Consider the following 20,556-nt stretch of genomic DNA (forward strand, 5'->3'; position numbering starts at 1 on the left):
TTTTTATGATTGATAATAAGGGCCATTTTAAAAAAATAAAAGAAGAACATTTAAAACTTCTAAGCAGAAAAAACGAACCTGTTCAGAAGTCAAATGGAATCTATCGCAGATATCAATTCCCCATAGTAACTCCAGAACATATCCCCTTACATTGGCGCTATGATCTTGATGAAAGATCTAATCCCTTTATGATGGAACGCATTGGGTTCAATAGTACGTTTAATGCTGGCGCAATAAAACGGGACGGAGTGTACCTTTTGTGTCTAAGAGTTGAGGGAAATGACCGAAAGTCATTCTTTGCCATGGCTGAAAGTCCAAACGGGATTGATAATTTTAAATTTTGGGATAAACCTTTCCTCATACCGGAGATTCCAGGAAACCCAGATACCAATGTCTACGATATGCGGTTAACCGAACATGAAGATGGATGGATATACGGTATTTTTTGCACAGAAAGAAAGGACCCTACCGTCTCACCCGAAGATACCAGCTCGGCTATAGCCAATGCTGGAATAGCTAGAACGAAGGACCTTAAGAATTGGGAAAGATTGCCAGATTTAGTGTCCAATTCTGGGCAACAACGCAATGTAGTACTTCACCCCGAATTTGTCAATGGAAAATACGCGCTATACACCCGACCTCAAGATGGCTTCATTAGCGTAGGAAGCGGCGGGGGAATTGGTCTAGGTTATGTAAAGGATATGATAAATCCAGTAGTTGAGGATGAGAAAATCATCAACAATAAGAAGTACCATACGGTTTATGAGCTTAAAAATGGACAAGGACCGGCTCCCATTAAAACATCAAAAGGATGGTTGCACTTGGCCCATGGAGTTAGAAATACGGCAGCAGGATTGCGCTATACTTTGTATATGTTCATGACCGATTTAAACGATATCTCCAAAGTAATTCATCAGCCAGCGGGCCATTTTATGGCGCCAGTGAATGGGGAGCGGACAGGGGATGTGTCCAATGTACTATTTACAAATGGTTGGATAGCCGATGAAGATGGAACAGTATATGTTTATTATGCCTCTTCAGATACTAGAATGCACGTTGCTCTATCCAGCGTGGACAAACTAGTTGATTATGTGCTAAATTCTCCTGAGGATAAGTTTTCCTCTGCGCATTCTGTGAAAAATATCCTTGAGTTGATTGATAAAAACAAAAGCTTTTGCTTAGATGACTGAAGCTTACAAAAAGCTCCAAACCGAAATGGGAAATGAGCTCGAACGTATTCTACAGTATTGGGAAACCAACACCGTTGACCTCAAGTATGGAGGTTTTTTAGGCGGTATTGATCATACAGGAAAGGTACTACCAGATGCACCTAAAGGTATTATCCTTAACACCCGGATTTTATGGTCTTTTAGTGCAGCCTCAAATCATTTGAAAACAGACCGTTACAGGCAGCTTTGTGATAGGGCATACGACTATTTATGCACCTATTTTAAAGACTCTATAAACCAAGGTGTTTTTTGGGAATTGGACCATGCCGGGAACTCCATTAATTCAAGAAAGCAAATCTATGCGCAAGCGTTTGCCATCTATGCGCTTTCAGAGTACTATGTTTACTCAAAAAAGAATGAGGCAAGATTGTGGGCAATCTCCCTTTTCGAAACTATTGAAACAACCGCAAAAGATAGGCTAAAAGGAGGGTATTTTGAGGCATATAACAGAGATTGGTCTCCTATTGAGGACATGCGGTTAAGCGAAAAAGACATGAATGCCTCAAAGACCATGAATACTCACCTCCATATTCTAGAGGCCTATACCCGTCTAGCGGATATTTATGAAAACAATGACCTCACCACATCACTTCATGAACTCGTTCAATTGTTTCAAACTAAGTTTTTGAATAAGGAAAACCATTATGACCTTTTTTTCGATACGGATTGGAATCTACTAAGCAGTGCCATTTCGTACGGTCATGATATAGAAACCTCATGGTTGGTTATTGAAGCTGCAAAACGTTTGGAAAATAAAACAATTCTCAAGAAAGTGGAGCAAACAGCAATCAAGGTAGCAGACACGTTCATTGAGGAAGCGATAGCACTAGATGGTGGTGTTATAAATGAAAAGGATTCCGAATCAGGTCATTTGGACACGGACAGACATTGGTGGCCTCAGGTTGAAGCACTCATTGGCCTAAACTATGCTTACAGACTCACCGAAAACCGAAAATACACAACATGTTCCTTGTCAATTTGGGAATTTACTAAAAAGAATATCCTGGATTATCAAAATGGGGAATGGTATTTTAGAGTGGATGAAAATGGCAAACCCTATGAACAAGAAGATAAAGTGAGCATGTGGAAGGCACCATACCACACAACACGTGCTTGTATTTTATTAAATTCCTCCGCCGTAAAATAGATTAAAGCACCTTTTTAATACCTTCAAATTCTTCCTTGAATTCGCTGGGAGTACATTTTTTAATCTTTTTGAAAATTCTATTGAAGTTCGCAATATTATTGAATCCGCATTTATAACTTATTTCAGCAATGTTCATGTTGGATTCAATTAACCATCTGGAAGCATAGCTGATTCGGGTTTCATTGGTATACTCAATAAAAGTGCGTCCAGTTCGCTTTTTAATGAACCTGTTAAAGGTAACAGGACTCATATTTACCAATTCTGAAATCTCTGCAAGGGTGATTTTTCGACCAAAATTTTGATGGATAAAATCGTAAACTGTTTTTATTCGATCACTGTTTTCAAAAACATCGTTCATTGAAGAACTATAAGTTGACAGCTGCACCTGGTTCCTTGAAGTGGCTAGGTCTTGCAATAAGGATAGGAGTTCCATAAAATAGTCCATACTGTCTATTTTGGAAAGTGCCATTATCCTAGTCTTAACTTCTTTTGCCGTTTTGGATGAAAAAAGAACACCTCGGTTGGCGCGTTGTAAGAGTTCCTTTATCGACTTAAAGATTCTTCTTGAGAGGAGTTTTTCATCAAACAGATCGTTATGAAATTGGATGGTAATCTCGTAAATCTTTTCATTCTTGCAATTATGCGTTTGCCAACCGTGCTCAAGATTGGGGCCAACAAGAACTAATTCAATATTTTCAATCTCCTGCATGCTATCGCCCACAATCCTTCGTACACCTTTGCCGTTCCAAATAAAGTTAAGTTCATACTCCGGATGAAAATGAATCGGAAAGTCAAAGTGCTTTTTCACCCGATCAAAGACCAAAAAGCTATCATCCGTGGATAATGGTGTAATTTCTCTATGGAAATTTTTATTCATAATAGCAATGTAAGGTTTAATGCATTTTTTACAAAGCACTAATCCGATAAACTGAGGTAATTCCAAAAGACTATGTAGTATCAGGTATCCAAAATCCCAAAGTTTTCATAAAACCCAATATATCAAGCATCCTTTGATAAAAAACATCATCTAATACACAGAACCCCCACCAACCTCTTTGTAGGTTGTGATGCAATGTTCATGTGGTTTAGTTGGTTATTTACGTTGGCGGGGGTTCTTTTTAATTGTTCATTACCTTTTTGCTCATCTCTTCAAAGAAATGGAAAACTAAGTATCAAAAATTATACTTTTGAGGCGCATTGTAATCTTACCTTTAAACAATGCCTCCATTATGAAGGAAACCAGAATCAACAAATACCTTAGTGAGGTAGGTTATTGCTCTCGAAGGGCTGCGGATAAACTTATTGACCAGGGAAGGGTTACCATAAACGGTAAGGTTCCAGAAATGGGGACCAAAGTCACTCCAACTGATGAAGTACGGGTGGACGGAGAGCTGATTTCTGAACCTAAAACCAAACCCGTCTATTTGGCATTCAACAAACCAGTCGGAATTGTGTGTACTACAGACACAAAGGTGGAAAAGGATAATATTATCGATTTCATCAATTATCCAAAACGGATTTTTCCAATAGGCAGACTGGACAAACCAAGTGAAGGTCTCATATTTATGACCAATGATGGGGATATCGTAAACAAGATACTACGAGCCAGAAATCACCATGAAAAGGAATATATTGTCACCGTTAATAAGCCCATTACCCCGGACTTTCTAAAGAAAATGCGTAATGGTGTGCCCATATTGGATACCGTAACCAGGAAATGTGAAGTAGAGCAGTTAGGGACAAATCAATTCAAAATCATTTTGACCCAAGGTTTAAACCGACAAATAAGAAGGATGTGCGAATACTTGGATTATAGGGTCAGGAAACTAAAACGTGTTCGCATTATGAACGTTTCCCTTGATGTGCCCATAGGCAAATGGAGACATCTGACACCAAAAGAACTTCAGGAAATCAATAGATTAGTGTCTAATTCCGCTAAAACACATGATTAGGCAGCTTAACTCAAATACCTGTTACCGGCTTTCTGTTATCGGTCAAAATGCATAAAACCATCGTTAACCGACACATGCACTCCTTTTATATGTTAATAGAATAAAAATTATTCGATGAAATACTGTTTTTAATCGATATAATTCAAAAACTATGAAAAATTAATAGGTAATTCTCAAAAAACTTTCTTCAAATTTGTGATGTATTAACCCCCAAATCTATACATCATGACACGTTCGCTAACTTACATTTTGACCCTTTTCATTGGATTGTTTTGCATAGCCCAAACTACTGCCCAAAATCCTATGAAATTTGAAAACAAGGAAGAAACCATTAAGAGTGGTCATCTATCAACTATTGAAGGCTATATCCCTTCAATGTCCGTAACATTGGATGGTAAAACAGCTTATTTCAGTAAATCTAACGATCAAAAGCCCTTGTACGGAGTATTTTCAAAGAAAGAACGTATTTACGAGGTTTACCGAGCTGAAAAAATCAACGGTAAATGGGGTAATGTGACCAAACTAAACGTGTGTCCAAAATATGCTTCTGCCAAGCATCCTACAGTTTCTGAAGATGGTAAACGCCTTTTCTTTGCTTCCAACATGAGGGGAAGCTATGGAAAGTATGACATCTACGTAGCCGATATCAAATCTGACGGAAGTCTGGGTGTTTCCAAAAACCTTGGTCCCAAGGTTAATACCAAAGAAGACGAATTATACCCTAATATTTATAACGGTACCCTATTGTTCTTTGCTTCTGAGGGTCATGAAGGATTCGGAGGCCTAGATCTTTATGCTACCCAGGTAACCCATAACAGACTTACCCCTTCTGTGAACCTTGGAAGTCATATTAATAGCAGTAGAGATGATTATGCCATTCAACTTGATATTGATAAAGGAGAAAGTTATGTGGTTTCCAACAGAGGTCAAAATCATACCATAGAGCACGTAACTGTATCCTATAGAAGACAGTCTGTTGATGGCACGGCAATTGCCTACAACGATAAAAACTTTAGTGCAGCATTAAGCGCAAGAACTTCAAACAAGTACACCAGTGCATCATATGAAGACTAATGATTTGGAACAAATTGGTCCGCTACCTGAGAATTATCTGATTTTGTCAAATACTGAACATTTTATAGAACTGTGATAAATTAATAAAGGGTAAATACATTTTATCATAGAAAGGGTTGTATTATTTCATCCGGACTGATTTCAAGAATAGGATGCTCCACAAGGGCATCCTATTTTTTTATGCATTGTTTTTCAGATACTTATAGTCTAAATCATATGATCTTTCGCGAAAATCGGAAAGTGCATTTGAACGAAAAAAACTACAAAAAGTGCCTCTGAAAGAAAAAAAAACTTAATTTAATTTTTGAAATAATGCTAAACCCCAAATCTAAAACTCATGAAAAAAGCTACAGTTCTTCGTGTGAGATTCAGTCCCCTTTGTCAATCAAGGGTTCCTTTCTAGCACTCCAGAAACCTTTTCTAAACTATTATTGATTTAATCCTGATAAGGATTGTTATCAGCATGTCCAAATAGGACATCGGTGAAGCTCATCATTGTTTCAAAATATTCTTTTGAAACACACCAGCTTTTCCCTTGTATCTCACTATTTGGATATGGACGACAGGATACGTTTTGCTTTGAACAAAACGAATGAAGGGCGAAAATGACAAAATCAGATAATCCAAATCTAGTAATTATGAAAACTAACCCATTAAAAATTGTAATCATCGACAATGATGAAAATCTACACCCATTTTATCAACTTTATTTTAAGGATGAGCCTTTGTACGAATTGGTAGGCATTCATACCTCTGTGCACAAGTTTATATCCAATTCAAGAAGAACCAATCCAGACATTGTTGTATCTGAGATTAATTTGCCCGGAATTTCTGGGATAGATGGAATTCAATATTTCATCGAACAAAACAAATCACCAAAAGTCTTGATGATAAGTCCGAAATGTAATTTTGAAGTTATAAAAGAGGCATTTAAAAAGGGAGCCGATGGATTTTTGTCCAAACCTTTGAACAAAAACCGATTCTTTCATGCACTGGAGGAACTGCACCAACACGGAGTAGTTTTGGAACACGATGTGGCCAGAAAAATCATCCACTCTTTCCAGATTAAAGCATTTGAAAGGTTTTCAAAAAAAGAAAATCAAATCATAGAACTTTTTACCCAGGGTTATACTTATAAAATGATTGCCAACAAGCTTTGTGTTACCCCAAGTGCGATAAATTTTCACATTCAGAATATTTATGTAAAGCTCAATGTAAATTCCAAATCAGAGGCTTTAAAAAAACTCCAGGAGATGGAAGTACGTCAATTGAATGCCGCGTAAATCAAACATTTGTAAATAAAAAAAAAGCCCGCTAGTTGCGGGCTTTTTTTATTATATAAATTCCAGTGATTACTTCACTTCTTCAAAATCTACGTCTTCAACATTGTCACCCTCGGCAGAATCACTTCCTCCCGCCGCATCTTCAGCACCTGCTGTAGCGTCGGCCCCATTGGCTTGTGCAGCATCCGCCTGGGCCTTGTACATCTCCTCAGAAGCTACTTTCCAAGCTTCGTTGATTTTCTCCAAAGCAGGCTCAATAACAACCACGTCCTTAGTTTCATAAGCCTTCTTCAGTTCTTCCAAAGCTCCTTCGATTGGCTTTTTCTTATCATCAGACAACTTATCCCCAAACTCCTTCAATTGTTTTTCTGTTTGGAAGATCATAGCATCTGCCTCATTCAATTTATCAGCAGTTTCCTTAGCTTTTTTATCCGATTCGGCATTTGCTTCAGCTTCTGCTTTCATTTTTTCGATTTCCTCCTCGGTCAAACCTGAAGAAGCTTCGATACGAATATCCTGAGTCTTGTTCGTAGCCTTGTCGGTTGCAGATACTTTAATGATACCATTTGCATCAATATCAAAGGTCACTTCAATTTGAGGTGTTCCTCTTGGCGCAGGTGGAATACCATCTAAATGGAATCTACCAATGGTTTTGTTATCCGCGGCCATAGGACGCTCTCCCTGCAATACATGGATTTCAACCGAAGGCTGATTATCCGCTGCTGTAGAGAAAACCTGTGATTTTTTTGTTGGAATTGTGGTGTTCGCTTCAATTAATTTGGTGAACACACTACCCATAGTCTCGATTCCCAATGAAAGTGGGGTAACATCCAACAACAATACGTCTTTTACATCACCTGTCAATACACCACCTTGAATCGCAGCTCCAACGGCCACAACCTCATCTGGGTTAACTCCTTTGGAAGGCTTCTTTCCGAAAAACTTCTCAACTGCTTCTTGCACAGCTGGAATACGGGTAGAACCACCAACCAAAATAATCTCATCGATATCGCTTTTTGAAAGTCCGGCATTTTTTAGTGCTGTCTCGCAAGGCTCTATAGTTCTTTTTACCAAGTCATCTATCAATTGTTCAAACTTGGCTCTGCTCAAGGTTCTTACCAAGTGCTTAGGACCAGAGGCCGTTGCAGTAACATAAGGCAAGTTGATTTCGGTCTGCGCAGAAGAAGACAATTCAATCTTTGCTTTTTCTGCAGCTTCGCGAAGTCTTTGCAATGCCATTGCATCTTCTCTTAGGTCCAGCTGTTCATCATTTTTGAATTCTTCAGCCAACCAATCAATAATTTTTTGATCTACATCGTCACCACCTAAGTGCGTATCTCCATCTGTAGCCAATACTTCAAAAACACCATCGCCCAATTCCAAAATGGAAACATCATGCGTTCCTCCACCAAAATCGAAAACAACAATTTTTTGATCCGTATCTTTTTTGTCCATTCCGTAGGCCAAAGAAGCTGCAGTTGGTTCGTTGATAATTCTTTCAACGGTCAACCCTGCAATCTCTCCGGCTTCTTTTGTAGCCTGACGCTGTGAGTCATTAAAGTACGCAGGAACCGTAATTACAGCTCGTGTAACATCTTGGCCCAAGTAATCCTCCGCCGTTTTCTTCATTTTTTGAAGAATCATTGCTGAAAGTTCTTGGGGTGTATATAAGCGTCCATCTATGTCAACCCTTGGGGTGTCATTGTCACCTTTCTCTACTTTGTAAGGAACGCGATCTGCTTCTTTTTTAGATTCAGAGAATTTATTTCCCATGAATCTTTTAATGGAATAAATGGTTTTATGTGGGTTTGTAACTGCCTGTCTTTTTGCAGGGTCACCTACCTTTATTTCTCCACCCTCCACAAATGCAATTACCGAAGGTGTTGTGCGTTTACCTTCTGCATTCGGTATTACTACGGGCTCGTTACCCTCCATAACGGAGACGCAGGAGTTGGTCGTACCCAAGTCTATGCCTATAATTTTGCTCATCGTATCTAAAGTTATATCTATTGAAAATTCTATTATTAGTGTCGCTCTACCAATGTCAATGATTATGCCATGACAAAGAATATGACAAGGTGTCAGCCAAAATCTGCTAAAAGATTAAATTAGTTTCGGTTTTTTTAGCCAGCTACATTGCCAATTTTATCTATTTTGGCTTTCCAAATTGAAAGGCTAAATCTTATTAATGGAATGTATTAGTGTTTTTGATATGCTCAAAATTGGAGTGGGGCCTTCAAGCTCGCATACCTTGGGGCCTTGGAGAGCTGCTGAACGCTGGATTGGGGAATTGAAAGAACAGAACCTTTTTGATTCCGTTCATAAGATTGACGTGAACTTATATGGTTCGCTATCCTTGACAGGTAAAGGCCATGCTACCGATATTGCTGTGGTCATGGGTCTTTTGGGCACTGATCCTGAAACCGTTCCTACGGAAAATATCGATTCCATTGTTGAACATATTAAATCTACCAAATCCCTTGACTTTGGTGGAATCCATAAAATCCCATTTGGGATGGAGGAAAATATTCAATTCAAAAGAGAATTTCTTCCGTTCCATTCCAATGGCATGGAATTCACTGCTAGTTTCCAGGATGGAAGTTCACAAACGGAAACTTATTATTCCATTGGTGGAGGTTTTGTGGTAAAGGAAGAGCGCACACATTCTGAGGCAAACAAGGCCACATTCAAAACCTTTCCCTATCCAATTAAAACGGGAGAAGAACTACTCTTTTATTGTAATGAGCAAAGCAAGTCCATATCAGAAATAGTTTTAGAAAACGAACGTTCGTTACGTTCGGATATTCAAATTGATTCAGAGCTCAACCGCATTTGGAATACCATGCTGGAATGTATGTATACAGGCTGTCATACTGAAGGTACATTACCTGGTGGTCTAAATGTGAAACGTAGGGCGTTTGACCTGCATGAAAAATTAAAGGGTTCACATCCCTACTCCAACCCACAAGAATGGTTAAGCAGCATTCGGGAAACAGAGGTCAAGTTTCGTCAAATTATCAGGTGGGTAAGTTGCTTTGCGCTATCTGTAAATGAAGTAAATGCAGCCTTGGGCAGAGTGGTTACAGCACCCACAAATGGAAGTGCCGGGGTAATTCCTGCGGTTCTCATGTATTATTTGGTTATTGAAAATCATGATGGTGATTTTGAAGACATAAAACGATTTTTACTTGTTGCCGGAGAAATAGGAAGTATCTTTAAAAAAGGCGCTACAATTTCCGCTGCCATGGGAGGCTGTCAAGCTGAAATCGGAGTATCATCCGCCATGGCAGCGGGGGCGTTGACAGAATTAATGGGTGGAACCCCAGAACAAGTACTCATGGCCGCCGAAATTGCAATGGAGCATCATTTGGGATTGACTTGCGACCCCATTGGAGGATTAGTTCAAGTGCCCTGTATAGAACGAAATGCTATGGGTGCCATAAAAGCGATCAATGCTGCCGAACTAGCTATGGATTCTGACCCTAGTGAGGCGAAGGTTCCGTTGGATAAAGTTGTCAATACCATGTGGGAAACCGCCAAAGACATGAACAGTAAGTACAAAGAAACTTCAGAAGGAGGTCTAGCAGTTGGGGTCTTTTTAAGTGATTGTTAACAAAACTATCAAGTAATTTTATGGCCTCATCTGGTAATCCTAAACAATCGCAACCCAACAATCCATTGCATGGCGTAAAACTGGTTGATATCCTAGAATTACTGCAAGAGCATTATGGATGGGAAGAAATGGCGCAAAGAATCAACATCAACTGTTTTAAAAAAGACCCTTCTATCAAATCTAGTCTTAAGTTTTTAAGAAGAACTCCCTGGGCCAGGGATAAGGTGGAAAAACTTTATCTTCAATTAATGACTGGGAAAGGACGACCGTAATACTTCCCAAAATACATCAAAACAAGCCGCCTATACAATAATCAGATTCAGGTACCCTTTCTTTTAGTACCTTAGCATTTGATTAGCAGCAAATTATCACAAAAGTATTTATTCTAAAATGTTGATGTGAAAATACGTTTTTAAGGCATTGGCCTTTTGAATGATTCTGTTCTCCCACACAAATTTGCCAATCAGCATATAAAAGTAGAAAACCTGACAACTAGAATATTATGAAAACCAAATTAAGCTTGGCCGTTGCGGTTCTAGCGTTATTAACAGCAGTCCACTTTTTGACTAAAAACAAGTCTCAAAGTACATTAAAGAATCAACAACGTGCGTCCTTTAGTTTCATCAAGTGCACACCAACAACTTATTTATTGGAAGTAGTGGACTCCACGCAGCAAATTGCCCCACTTTTTGAGAATTTGGGGAATCTGACTTACGCCATTACAACCAACAACGAAAGAGCACAAATGTTCTTTGACCAGGGCCTGAGACTCACCTATGCGTTTAATCATGCAGAGGCCCATAGGTCTTTTATGGAAGCATCTCGTTTAGACCCTACTTCGGCCATGACATTTTGGGGCCAGGCTTATGCCCTGGGCCCAAATATAAACGACCCTTTGCCTCCCGAAGATCGCAAAATAAAAACCAATGAGGCCTTGGCGAAAGCCAAAAGTCTTTCTTCAACCGCAACAGCTAAAGAGAAGGCTCTGATTACGGCCTTAACAGCGCGCTATAGTGAAGACCTCACAAAAGACGTTCCAGAACTTAATATGGCCTATATGCATGCAATGGCCAAAGTGTTGGAACAATTTCCAAACGATGCCGATGTACAAATACTGTATGCCGCTTCCGTAATGAACACAGTCCCATGGAATTATTGGGATGAAAATGGAGACCCTTCCCCCAATATTCCAGAAGCTAAAGCCGCGCTTGAAAAAGCAATGGAAATCAATCCAAATAATCCAGGAGCCCATCACTACTATATCCATATGGTAGAGTTGCCTAAACCGGACCTAGGAGTTGCCAGTGCTGATAAATTAGGAACTCTTATGCCAGCAGCAGGACATTTGGTTCATATGCCTTCGCATATCTATATTCGGGTAGGGCGTTATTTAGATGCAGTTAAAGCAAATCAAAATGCAATTTTAGCCGATGAAGACTATATTTCACAATGCTATTCACAAGGCTTATATCCTTTAGGATATTATCCACATAATATTCATTTTCTATGGTCCGCAGCCAGTTTATTGGGAAATAGTGATGTAGCGATTGATGCAGCAAAGAAAACTGCTGAAAAAGTACCTGTGGGTGAGTTTATAACCATGCCTTTTCTCCAAGATTTCGCATCCACTCCAATGTTGGCCTATACCAGATTTGGAAAATGGAATGAAATCTTGACTATCCCTGCTCCCAATAAGGATATCAAACACCTCAACTTAATACGCCATTATGCCAGAGGAATGGCCTTCATCAGAAAAGGAAATGCCAAAGAAGCCCAAGAAGAGTTGGAAGCAATCGAAGCTTTAAAAAATGATCCTGAATTGGAAACTTTGGTCGCAACTGCACAAAATCCATCTATCAATTCGGCGAAAATCGCCTATGAAGTGGTTGCTGGAGAGCTTGCTGCATTGAATGGTAATTCTGCAAAAGCTATTGAACATCTAACCAACGCCGTGACTTATGAAGACGAACTTACTTACACAGAACCAGCAGCATGGCATATCCCAACACGACAAAACCTAGGCGCCGTTTTAATGAAAGCCAAAGAATATGAGGAAGCAGAAAAAGTGTATCGAGAGGATTTGAAGGTATTACGCCAAAATGGATGGTCATTAATGGGATTATATAACAGTTTGAGTGCCCAAGGGAAATCAGATGAAGCCAAAGTTGTAAAAGAGGAATTTGATCAGGCTTGGGAACATGCCGATTTGAATATTACAACATCAGTATTGTAAGATGACCAAAGCTGCTTTGAAAAAATACAAACGGACCAAAGGACTAATGGTTTTGCTGACCATTAGTTTTCTGGTTGCGTTTTATATCATTTATCAAAGTGGCACTAAATTGCCCATTTTGGGGCCTAAAGATTTTAATCCTGAATTGGTCGACAATAGCCTTCAACAAATGGAAAAGCAGCATGTTGTTGCTGACTTTAAGCTAATCAACCATAATGGAGAAACGGTAACGCAGTTGGACTATGAGAATAAAATCTATGTGACTGACTTCTTCTTTACGCGTTGTCCGAGTATCTGTCCAATAATGTCCAATAACATGGAAAAATTGCAAGAAGCTTTCTTGAACAATGATGATGTCATGTTTCTTTCTATGTCGGTCACCCCTGAAATGGATAATGTTCCAGTTTTAAAAAAATATGCGGACCGTCACGGTGTAATTGATTCCAAGTGGAACATTACTACTGGCGACAAAAAACATATCTACAATTTAGCACGTAAAAGCTACTTTGCCGCTGTTGATTATGGAGATGGCGGGCTTCAAGATTTTATCCACACACCAAATTTTGTATTGGTCGATAAGGAAAAAAGGATTCGTGGTGTTTATGATGGCACGGTCGACGAAGATATCCTTCGACTAACCAATGATATTAAGGTCTTGGCCAATAAACCATGAATCAATTTTCAAGACAACCTGCTCTTCCCCTAGTATCGATTAAATAGATAATTTTCCATTCCCCATCAAAATTAATCAGCTGAAATGAGTTGATTCCACAATGGCTGAAATTGTCATTGAGCCAAAATTCATAGCCCACCCATGCATTTGCCATTGTACGGTCAACCTGAATTGAAAAAGAAGTCAGTTTTTCCTGAAAACTTATGCTGTCTGGAATACTTGTAATAGAGGTGATCAGTTTGGAGATTTCCTCCGTTCTGAACATTGTTTTACCTTCCTTGTTTCTTCCAGTGGTTTGCAGTACAACCTTATCTGCAAGGGTGGCTTTCATAATCATGGAGTCTTGCTTATGGAATCCATCAAAAAAAGTTTCAATAACTTGTTTTACTTGCTGTTTGTCTTCAATTTCAGTCGGATTGGGACCTTGGGCGTTAATCGTGATTATCCCGAATAACATTGTGCACCAAATGATAGAAGTTTTCATAATCTGAAGTTTTTCGATTGCAGTCCAATTTAAACAAATCTGCTTACATTTATCCACTAAAACATTTCTAATGTCAGTTGCCAAAAAAGAATACAAAAGAGTTACCGTTAAGTCCTTGGTGGAAATGAAGCAGAACGGTGAGAAAATTTCTATGCTTACGGCATATGATTATTCCATGGCGAAAATTGTTGATGCGGCCAATGTGGACGTAATCTTGGTTGGAGATTCCGCCAGTAATGTTATTGCGGGCCATGAGACTACGCTACCAATCACACTAGATCAAATGATCTACCATGCCAGTTCTGTTGTTAGAGCGGCCAAAAGGGCACTTATCATAGTTGATATTCCATTTGGGAGCTACCAGAGTGATTCAAAGGAGGCTTTGCGTTCCGCTATTCGTATAATGAAGGAAAGCGGTGCCCATGCCGTAAAAGTTGAAGGTGGGTCGGAAATAAAGCAATCCGTCTCCCGTATTCTGGAAGCTGGCATTCCAGTGATGGGTCATCTTGGGCTAACTCCGCAATCCATTTATAAATTCGGAACCTACACCGTTCGAGCCAAAGAAGAAGAAGAGGCGGAAAAACTGAAAGAAGATGCCAAAATGCTGGAAGAGCTGGGCTGCTTCGGTATTGTTTTAGAAAAGATCCCGGCCAAATTAGCTAAAGTAGTTGCAGAAAGCGTTTCTATTCCCATAATCGGAATAGGAGCAGGAAATGGAGTTGATGGGCAGGTTTTGGTTGTGCATGATCTTTTGGGCATGACGCATGAGTTCAATCCCCGTTTCTTGAGAAGGTACATGAACCTATATGAAGATATGGGCAATGCCATTTCCCAATATGTCGGTGATGTAAAGAGTCGCGACTTTCCAAACGAAAACGAACAATATTAATTCACAATTATCAATTTCCCATTTTCAGACAAATCCAATACATCCAATTTGGATGTGATTTATGAGGACAACCATCTAATTGTTGTCAATAAGCGTTCTGGTGACATAGTTCAAGGGGACAAAACAGGAGATGCTCCTCTGAGTGAGGTTGTAAAAGAATATTTAAAACATAAGTACAACAAACCAGGCAATGTGTATCTGGGGGTGGTGCATCGACTCGACCGTCCTACTTCAGGAATTGTGTTATTTGCAAAAACCTCTAAAGCTCTCCCTCGGTTGAACAAGCTTTTTTCTGAAGGGAAAGCAAAAAAAATCTATTGGGCCGTTGTTAAAAATCCTCCACAACAAGAAAGCGCAATTCTGGAGCACTGGTTGGTGCGAAACCCAAAGCAGAACAAATCGTATGCTCATACCAAAGAGGTTCCAGATAGCAAGAAAGCCAGCTTAAGCTATAGCATTTCCAAAAAGCTGGATTCTTACTCCCTATTGGAAATAAACCTTAAAACCGGACGTCATCATCAAATCAGGGCTCAATTGGCGGCCTTGGGCTGTTTTATTAAAGGTGATTTGAAATATGGAGCGTCAAGAAGCAATAAAAATGGAGGAATACACTTGCATGCCCGCAGTTTAACCTTGGAGCATCCAGTAAAAAAGGAAATACTTACGTTTATTGCAGAACCGCCCGATGATCCTGTCTGGAATGCTTGCTAACGAGTAATTGCCAGCGCTTTTTCCCGGATAATTTGACCAACAGGTTTATTGTGCAAGTGACTCTCCAACCAAGATAGAATATCTAAATACAGGAAAGCTCTTTTTTCATACGGATGATGCTCGTATTTTTTAAGCTCGTTATAAAGCTTTTGGAATTCGTTTTTCAGCTCACTGGGGTATATATCGCCCAAACTTCTTAAGAATTTTATCATCTCTTTTTGAACGGCGTGCAAATCGTTCATTTTCAACAGAAACTTGTAGGTGCTTTTAAGCTGAACCTCCAAATGATAGTCCATCCCAGCTTCATAATGCGCCACAAGACTCAATACCCTTGCAAAGCACATTAAATCTTCTCTCATTTTCAGATTCTTGTTGGCAATAATTCTTTTCAGATAAACGATGCAATTTTTATGATCGCCATTACCAAAATACAAGCATGCAATTTTGTAGTACAGCAACATAATATGATGTTCATCAATTCTATCCTTATGTTTTTTTATACCGTATTCTATAATATTGATTAGATAAAGTCCCCTATCAAAGGTTCCCTCTAAAAAATGAAGATTGAGCTTATTCGAGTTGATATATAAGAAGGCCAGAGAAGCAATATTGTCATTTTGTGGAAAACTAGAACTATTTACCTGAGCTTCCAGCTTTTCAAGTGTTCCTTTAAACTGAGATCCGTATTTGACAAAAAACAAAGACTCTAAGAGATAATGGTTCCCCTTCAAAAAGAACACTGGATTTAGGTTTATCATTTCCTGGTGATCATAGAAAAGATCTACCCATTTGCTTGCGTATTTGTACGAGGAAAGAAAATCCTGAGTCAATAAACTGTACCATAAATGCGCTTTATAAAGCCAGAGTTTCTCTCGAAAACCCAATTCTTCCAACTTATAATCAGGAAGGTGTGTTTCAAAATAATCTTTTACCTCTTGTAAATCTTCATCATTGCGCACATAACCCACTTTTAACATCATCCCATACAATTGCAAGGACAAATTGGAGAGCTTGCTGGTCATGACATTATGTTCAGACAGTTCTTTAGCCTGAATGGCCAATTCTTCAGCCCTATCAGGGATACTCCTGGTGATATATTGGGTCTCTATAATTTTTTCCAGTTCAACAATCTCATAAGCCACATTTTTTTCCTCGTTCTCAATCGCAAAGTTTTTGGCTTTATCCAAGATCTTCAAACTTTGTTTGTACAATCCTTTTTGATAGAGAATAGTTGCGAAATCAAGCTGTTCACGAATTTGAACCCGTATATTTTGATTAACAGGATTGAGTCTTAAACTCACTAAAATCTGTTTGTACAAATGCGCTTTTAGGTTTGATAGCTGTGCTTTTTTTACAATGCCGCTTTCCAGAATTTGACGCTCATCGTACTTTTTTAGCTTATCCAATAGGTTGAAAAGTGCCAAAAATTTAGCGTCCGTATTCACGCCAAGTCGCCCCACATAAAGCTTAAACTGGCGCTTTTCCGATTTGGAAAGTGATTTAATCAGCACAAACAAAGTATCCTTGTGGGCATTTGTCATCGTAAAAAATATAATTTAACCTTTTGTATGTCAGATACTTACCTTTATTGAAATACCCTTTAACGTTGTAATGGATTTAGGGGTCATCAGCTTCGTGCAAACTGCTACTTTATCTTCGTATAGCTTAGACAAAACAGACTAAAATAATGGCTAAAGATAAGGTACAAATTTTTGATACGACACTGCGCGATGGAGAGCAGGTTCCCGGCTGTAAATTGGACACCGAACAGAAATTGATTATTGCCGAACGTTTGGATGAACTAGGGGTAGATATCATTGAAGCTGGTTTTCCCATTTCGAGCCCAGGAGATTTTAAGTCTGTGCATGAAATTGCCAAGCTTGTAAAGAATGCAACGGTCTGTGGGTTAACCAGAGCCGTTAAAAAAGATATTGAAGTTGCTGCCGAAGCAATAAAAATAGCAAAACGACCAAGAATCCATACGGGTATTGGTACTTCAGACTCTCATATCAAACATAAATTTAACTCAACACGAGAAAAGATTATTGAAAGAGCTGTTGATGCCGTTGCTTATGCCAAAACATTTGTTGAAGATGTTGAGTTCTATGCCGAAGATGCAGGTAGAACGGACAATGAGTATTTAGCCCAAGTATGTGAGGCCGTAATCAAAGCAGGTGCTACCGTTTTGAATATACCAGACACAACTGGTTATTGTCTGCCAGAAGAATATGGTGCTAAAATGAAATATCTTAAGGAAAATGTGAAGGGTATTGATAAAGCTATCCTTTCGTGCCACTGCCATAATGATCTTGGGTTGGCAACTGCAAATTCTATCTCAGGAGTGATTAATGGCGCTAGGCAAATAGAATGTACCATCAACGGTATTGGAGAACGTGCTGGAAACACCTCGCTGGAAGAAGTTGTAATGATTTTGCGACAACACCCTTACCTAAACCTAGATACGGATATCAACAGTCAATTATTGCTCGATACGAGTCAGATGGTATCCCAAAAAATGGGAATGCCTGTGCAACCCAATAAGGCTATTGTAGGATCTAATGCGTTTGCTCACAGTTCAGGTATACACCAAGATGGGGTTATCAAACAAAGAGAGACCTACGAAATTATTGATCCAAAAGATGTTGGCGTTAGTGAATCTTCAATTGTTTTGACAGCACGCAGTGGACGGGCGGCATTAGCATACAGAGCGAAGAACGTGGGGTATGAATTGACCAAGTTACAATTGGACGTGGTTTATCAAAATTTCCTGAAGTATGCTGATCGTAAAAAAGAAATCATGGATGATGATATCCATGAAATTATAGAAACCAGTGATATTTCCATGCAGAGTCTTGCCTAGCCAAGTATGCTGGAGCATCAAATTACTTGATTAGATGAATCTTAACATAGCATTGCTGCCAGGTGATGGTGTAGGACCGGAAGTTATAGCGCAAGCAGTCAAATGTTTAGAAGCGGTAGAAGAAACTTTCAACCATAACTTTACGTACAAAGAAGCCCTTGTGGGCGCCATAGCCATTGACCGTAAAGGGAATCCTCTTCCACCGAATACCTTAGCACTCTGTAAGGAAGCCGATGCCGTCCTTTTTGGAGCAATTGGAGACCCCAAATACGATAATAATCCCGATGCCGAAGTGCGACCTGAGCAGGGATTACTAAAACTCAGAAAAGAACTTGGCCTCTTCACCAACATTAGGCCTGTAAAAGTTTTTCCATCATTGATCAAAAATTCCCCCTTAAAAAAGGAAATTATTTCTGGTACAGACTTCACCATTTATCGAGAATTGACCGGAGGAATTTATTTTGGAAAAAAACATTTGAATGAAGAAGGTACGGTGGCATCCGACCTATGTGAATATTCTGAGAAAGAGATATCTAGAATTGCACATTTAGCATTCAAAGCGGCTAAAAATCGTAGCAAAAAGTTGACTTTGGTAGATAAGGCCAATGTGCTTGAATCATCTAGGTTGTGGCGGAAAGTTGTAACCAGAATAGGAGAAAGTTACCCGGATGTAGCCTTAGAATATATGTTTGTGGACAACGCTGCAATGCAGATTATATTGAATCCGAGCCAGTTCGATGTTATTTTGACAGAAAACATGTTTGGTGATATTATTTCGGACGAAGGTAGCGTCATAGGAGGGTCTATTGGTCTGCTGGCTTCCGCCTCTGTAGGGGATGAAAATGCCATGTTTGAGCCCATTCACGGTTCATACCCCCAAGCTAAGGGGAAAGACATTGCCAACCCAATCGCATCCATTTTATCAGCAGCAATGTTGTTGGAACATTTTGGGCTTTTCGAGGAAGCAATGGCTGTTCGAGAGGCTGTGGACAAATCGCTGAAAAAAGGAATTGTCACACAAGATCTCGAAGCGAATAGTCAATACGGAACAAATCAGGTAGGTGATTTTATAGCTGAGAACATTGTGGACAGTGAAGATGACATCAACATGAATGATGAAAACATCGATTTAGGAAAATCCACCATTATTTAGAACTATCCTCTTCATTGGATACCAACTCCCGGATTGTTTGATCAAATTCTTTTGTAAAATCCTCATACCGCTCCCCTGTTGCGGGTCCATTAAAACCAGTATGTATTTTCTTTACCTCCCCTTCCCTATCAATATAGATTGTTGTTGGGTATGACAACACGTGGTTCAACATTGGTAATTTTTCGTTTGCTTTACTTTTATTTGAAGTCTCGTATTGCGCCAAAAGCACTGGGTACTTCAACTTTTCTCTTTGCACAAGTCTATTAATGCCTTGTTCGGCTTTTTCTTTGGTCTTGGCATACTCAAATGCCAACGCCACTATTTCGACATCTAAATCGGGGTTTTTCTCAAAATAATCCACATAAAAACGGGTTTCATCCAAACAATTGGGACACCATGTGCCCATAATCTGAACTAAAACAGGTTTATTCTTAAATCGGTCGTCCGACATACCGATCATATTGCCTTCGGTATCAGGAAAAGAAAAGTCAAACTTATCATAGCCCTCCTTTAAATATGTCAAAGTATTGGGGTCAGGCAGTTCATAAGCCTCGTTGCGTTTACCCACGAACTTCTCAACGGAATGGTTTCCGGAATAAAAAACTCCTTGAAGGGTACTATCCGTTACCTTTGCGGTGAACAAGAATACATGAGTTCCATCAAAAGTTGAAAGCTTTAAACTATCTCCGTCAACTACTCCATCCAAATACCTGTAATCTCCGGTCAATGTTCGGAATGTGCCCTTTATCGAGTTCCCATTCTGCATAAAAATTCCCATGGCTGGGTATTCTTCATCAGTACCAATATCAAAATGGGTTTCCCATATTCCAGAAATATCTACATTGGGCTCAGCGGTGATTTCAAACCTATCCCTTTTTCCATAAATAGCGGTAAATGGAACAGTTCTATCTAAACTCTCTTTTATAAAACTGCCTTGAATTTCTTTTGCTGAAAAAGTGCCTACAACATATCCTTCAAACACAGGCATGTTAATCCGAATTGAATCTCCATTTAACTCGATTTCATCTATCAAGATTCTTTCTTCAGCATTGCGCATTTCTATGTTATAATCACCGATAGAATCTTTGGATAAATAAAAGGTCACTGGCAATGCGTCGGTTGCCGACACATCCATTTTGGCCCACCAATCGCCTTCCGCCAGCACCACAACTTTTTCTTTTTTTTTGCATGAAACCAAGAATAATGATAGAGTAACCGCTAAGAGCCAAATTCTTTTCATAATACAAATAGATTT

The 20,556-nt window shown here is 39.3% G+C and carries 18 protein-coding genes; 13 read left to right on the forward strand and 5 right to left on the reverse strand.

Annotated features, from left to right (window positions below):
- Positions 1–5: 5 nt before the first annotated feature.
- Positions 6–1,190: a glycosidase gene (locus ACOKFG_RS12800; RefSeq protein WP_422861394.1), complete on the forward strand. Its 1,185-nt coding sequence runs from the start codon at positions 6–8 to the stop codon at positions 1,188–1,190.
- Entirely contained in the window at positions 1,183–2,376 is a 1,194-nt protein-coding gene (locus tag ACOKFG_RS12805; RefSeq protein WP_298790143.1) for an AGE family epimerase/isomerase, read from the forward strand. Before ACOKFG_RS12800 ends, ACOKFG_RS12805 begins: the two co-directional genes overlap by 8 nt.
- A gap of 1 nt (position 2,377) precedes the next feature.
- Here ACOKFG_RS12805 and ACOKFG_RS12810 read toward each other — a convergent pair whose 3' ends face one another.
- Positions 2,378–3,253: an AraC family transcriptional regulator gene (locus ACOKFG_RS12810; RefSeq protein WP_422861395.1), complete on the reverse strand. Its 876-nt coding sequence runs from the start codon at positions 3,251–3,253 to the stop codon at positions 2,378–2,380.
- A 352-nt stretch (positions 3,254–3,605) separates the two neighbouring features.
- Between ACOKFG_RS12810 and rluF the strand changes: the two genes are divergently transcribed.
- The 3 genes from rluF to ACOKFG_RS12825 all read left to right on the forward strand — a co-directional run bounded on the left by rluF (position 3,606) and on the right by ACOKFG_RS12825 (position 6,685).
- The gene (rluF, locus tag ACOKFG_RS12815) at positions 3,606–4,328 is read left to right on the forward strand and encodes a 23S rRNA pseudouridine(2604) synthase RluF (RefSeq protein ID WP_422862191.1); all 723 of its coding nucleotides are present in this window, start codon (positions 3,606–3,608) and stop codon (positions 4,326–4,328) included.
- A gap of 225 nt (positions 4,329–4,553) precedes the next feature.
- Positions 4,554–5,402 carry a hypothetical protein gene (locus tag ACOKFG_RS12820; protein WP_422861396.1) on the forward strand — a complete coding sequence of 283 codons (849 nt, stop codon included), beginning with the start codon at positions 4,554–4,556 and terminating at the stop codon, positions 5,400–5,402.
- A 638-nt stretch (positions 5,403–6,040) separates the two neighbouring features.
- Positions 6,041–6,685: a response regulator transcription factor gene (locus ACOKFG_RS12825; protein WP_298790153.1), complete on the forward strand. Its 645-nt coding sequence runs from the start codon at positions 6,041–6,043 to the stop codon at positions 6,683–6,685.
- Between the two features lie 69 nt (positions 6,686–6,754).
- Here ACOKFG_RS12825 and dnaK read toward each other — a convergent pair whose 3' ends face one another.
- On the reverse strand, positions 6,755–8,674 hold the full coding sequence (gene dnaK, locus ACOKFG_RS12830) for a molecular chaperone DnaK (protein ID WP_422861397.1): 1,920 nt from the start codon (positions 8,672–8,674) through the stop codon (positions 6,755–6,757).
- Positions 8,675–8,873: 199 nt separating this feature from the next.
- Here dnaK and ACOKFG_RS12835 point away from each other — a divergent pair, with 199 nt between their 5' ends.
- From ACOKFG_RS12835 to ACOKFG_RS12850, 4 genes are all read left to right on the forward strand, one after another.
- Positions 8,874–10,298, forward strand: coding sequence for an L-serine ammonia-lyase (locus ACOKFG_RS12835; RefSeq protein ID WP_299485641.1), 1,425 nt, complete (start codon positions 8,874–8,876; stop codon positions 10,296–10,298).
- A 20-nt stretch (positions 10,299–10,318) separates the two neighbouring features.
- Positions 10,319–10,570, forward strand: a complete 252-nt coding sequence (locus tag ACOKFG_RS12840; protein ID WP_299485643.1) for a VF530 family protein — start codon at positions 10,319–10,321, stop codon at positions 10,568–10,570.
- Positions 10,571–10,800: 230 nt separating this feature from the next.
- Positions 10,801–12,531 (forward strand): hypothetical protein, encoded by a 1,731-nt coding sequence (locus ACOKFG_RS12845; protein WP_299485645.1) that lies wholly within the window; start codon positions 10,801–10,803, stop codon positions 12,529–12,531.
- A 1-nt stretch (position 12,532) separates the two neighbouring features.
- Positions 12,533–13,204 carry an SCO family protein gene (locus ACOKFG_RS12850; RefSeq protein ID WP_299173723.1) on the forward strand — a complete coding sequence of 224 codons (672 nt, stop codon included), beginning with the start codon at positions 12,533–12,535 and terminating at the stop codon, positions 13,202–13,204.
- A gap of 1 nt (position 13,205) precedes the next feature.
- Here the strand turns inward: ACOKFG_RS12850 and ACOKFG_RS12855 are convergent, their stop codons facing one another.
- Positions 13,206–13,688 carry a nuclear transport factor 2 family protein gene (locus ACOKFG_RS12855; protein WP_299173726.1) on the reverse strand — a complete coding sequence of 161 codons (483 nt, stop codon included), beginning with the start codon at positions 13,686–13,688 and terminating at the stop codon, positions 13,206–13,208.
- Between the two features lie 70 nt (positions 13,689–13,758).
- Here ACOKFG_RS12855 and panB point away from each other — a divergent pair, with 70 nt between their 5' ends.
- Both panB and ACOKFG_RS12865 read left to right on the forward strand, forming a co-directional pair.
- Positions 13,759–14,577 (forward strand): 3-methyl-2-oxobutanoate hydroxymethyltransferase, encoded by an 819-nt coding sequence (gene panB / locus ACOKFG_RS12860; RefSeq protein ID WP_298790169.1) that lies wholly within the window; start codon positions 13,759–13,761, stop codon positions 14,575–14,577.
- A 48-nt stretch (positions 14,578–14,625) separates the two neighbouring features.
- Positions 14,626–15,288: a pseudouridine synthase family protein gene (locus ACOKFG_RS12865; RefSeq protein ID WP_298790171.1), complete on the forward strand. Its 663-nt coding sequence runs from the start codon at positions 14,626–14,628 to the stop codon at positions 15,286–15,288.
- Here ACOKFG_RS12865 and ACOKFG_RS12870 read toward each other — a convergent pair.
- The gene (locus ACOKFG_RS12870; RefSeq protein WP_298790173.1) at positions 15,285–16,829 is read right to left on the reverse strand and encodes a hypothetical protein; all 1,545 of its coding nucleotides are present in this window, start codon (positions 16,827–16,829) and stop codon (positions 15,285–15,287) included. The two genes, ACOKFG_RS12865 and ACOKFG_RS12870, sit on opposite strands and share 4 nt — an antisense overlap.
- Positions 16,830–16,975: 146 nt before the next feature.
- On the opposite strand from ACOKFG_RS12870, the gene ACOKFG_RS12875 reads away from it, so the two are divergent.
- Entirely contained in the window at positions 16,976–18,148 is a 1,173-nt protein-coding gene (locus tag ACOKFG_RS12875; protein WP_298790175.1) for a 2-isopropylmalate synthase, read from the forward strand.
- A 34-nt stretch (positions 18,149–18,182) separates the two neighbouring features.
- Entirely contained in the window at positions 18,183–19,301 is a 1,119-nt protein-coding gene (leuB, locus tag ACOKFG_RS12880; RefSeq protein WP_422861398.1) for a 3-isopropylmalate dehydrogenase, read from the forward strand.
- Here the strand turns inward: leuB and ACOKFG_RS12885 are convergent.
- Complete coding sequence (locus tag ACOKFG_RS12885) at positions 19,294–20,541, reverse strand: peroxiredoxin family protein (RefSeq protein ID WP_422861399.1); 1,248 nt, start codon at positions 20,539–20,541, stop codon at positions 19,294–19,296. The genes leuB and ACOKFG_RS12885 overlap by 8 nt on opposite strands.
- Positions 20,542–20,556 lie beyond the last annotated feature (15 nt).

The organism is Flagellimonas rhodophyticola, assembly GCF_049332665.1.
In the GTDB taxonomy this organism is placed as follows: Bacteria; Bacteroidota; Bacteroidia; order Flavobacteriales; family Flavobacteriaceae; genus Flagellimonas.

Bases quoted from the DNA above. Each gene is read 5' to 3' on its own strand.
- ACOKFG_RS12855 (WP_299173726.1), bottom strand. From the start codon at position 13,688: ATGAAAACTTCTATCATTTGGTGCACAATGTTATTCGGGATAATCACG.
- ACOKFG_RS12810 (WP_422861395.1), bottom strand. From the start codon at position 3,253: ATGAATAAAAATTTCCATAGAGAAATTACACCATTATCCACGGATGAT.
- leuB (WP_422861398.1), top strand. From the start codon at position 18,183: ATGAATCTTAACATAGCATTGCTGCCAGGTGATGGTGTAGGACCGGAA.
- ACOKFG_RS12820 (WP_422861396.1), top strand. From the start codon at position 4,554: ATGACACGTTCGCTAACTTACATTTTGACCCTTTTCATTGGATTGTTT.
- dnaK (WP_422861397.1), bottom strand. From the start codon at position 8,674: ATGAGCAAAATTATAGGCATAGACTTGGGTACGACCAACTCCTGCGTC.
- ACOKFG_RS12850 (WP_299173723.1), top strand. From the start codon at position 12,533: ATGACCAAAGCTGCTTTGAAAAAATACAAACGGACCAAAGGACTAATG.
- ACOKFG_RS12875 (WP_298790175.1), top strand. From the start codon at position 16,976: ATGGCTAAAGATAAGGTACAAATTTTTGATACGACACTGCGCGATGGA.
- ACOKFG_RS12835 (WP_299485641.1), top strand. From the start codon at position 8,874: ATGGAATGTATTAGTGTTTTTGATATGCTCAAAATTGGAGTGGGGCCT.
- ACOKFG_RS12870 (WP_298790173.1), bottom strand. From the start codon at position 16,829: ATGACAAATGCCCACAAGGATACTTTGTTTGTGCTGATTAAATCACTT.
- rluF (WP_422862191.1), top strand. From the start codon at position 3,606: ATGAAGGAAACCAGAATCAACAAATACCTTAGTGAGGTAGGTTATTGC.
- ACOKFG_RS12825 (WP_298790153.1), top strand. From the start codon at position 6,041: ATGAAAACTAACCCATTAAAAATTGTAATCATCGACAATGATGAAAAT.
- panB (WP_298790169.1), top strand. From the start codon at position 13,759: ATGTCAGTTGCCAAAAAAGAATACAAAAGAGTTACCGTTAAGTCCTTG.
- ACOKFG_RS12885 (WP_422861399.1), bottom strand. From the start codon at position 20,541: ATGAAAAGAATTTGGCTCTTAGCGGTTACTCTATCATTATTCTTGGTT.
- ACOKFG_RS12800 (WP_422861394.1), top strand. From the start codon at position 6: ATGATTGATAATAAGGGCCATTTTAAAAAAATAAAAGAAGAACATTTA.
- ACOKFG_RS12805 (WP_298790143.1), top strand. From the start codon at position 1,183: ATGACTGAAGCTTACAAAAAGCTCCAAACCGAAATGGGAAATGAGCTC.
- ACOKFG_RS12845 (WP_299485645.1), top strand. From the start codon at position 10,801: ATGAAAACCAAATTAAGCTTGGCCGTTGCGGTTCTAGCGTTATTAACA.
- ACOKFG_RS12840 (WP_299485643.1), top strand. From the start codon at position 10,319: ATGGCCTCATCTGGTAATCCTAAACAATCGCAACCCAACAATCCATTG.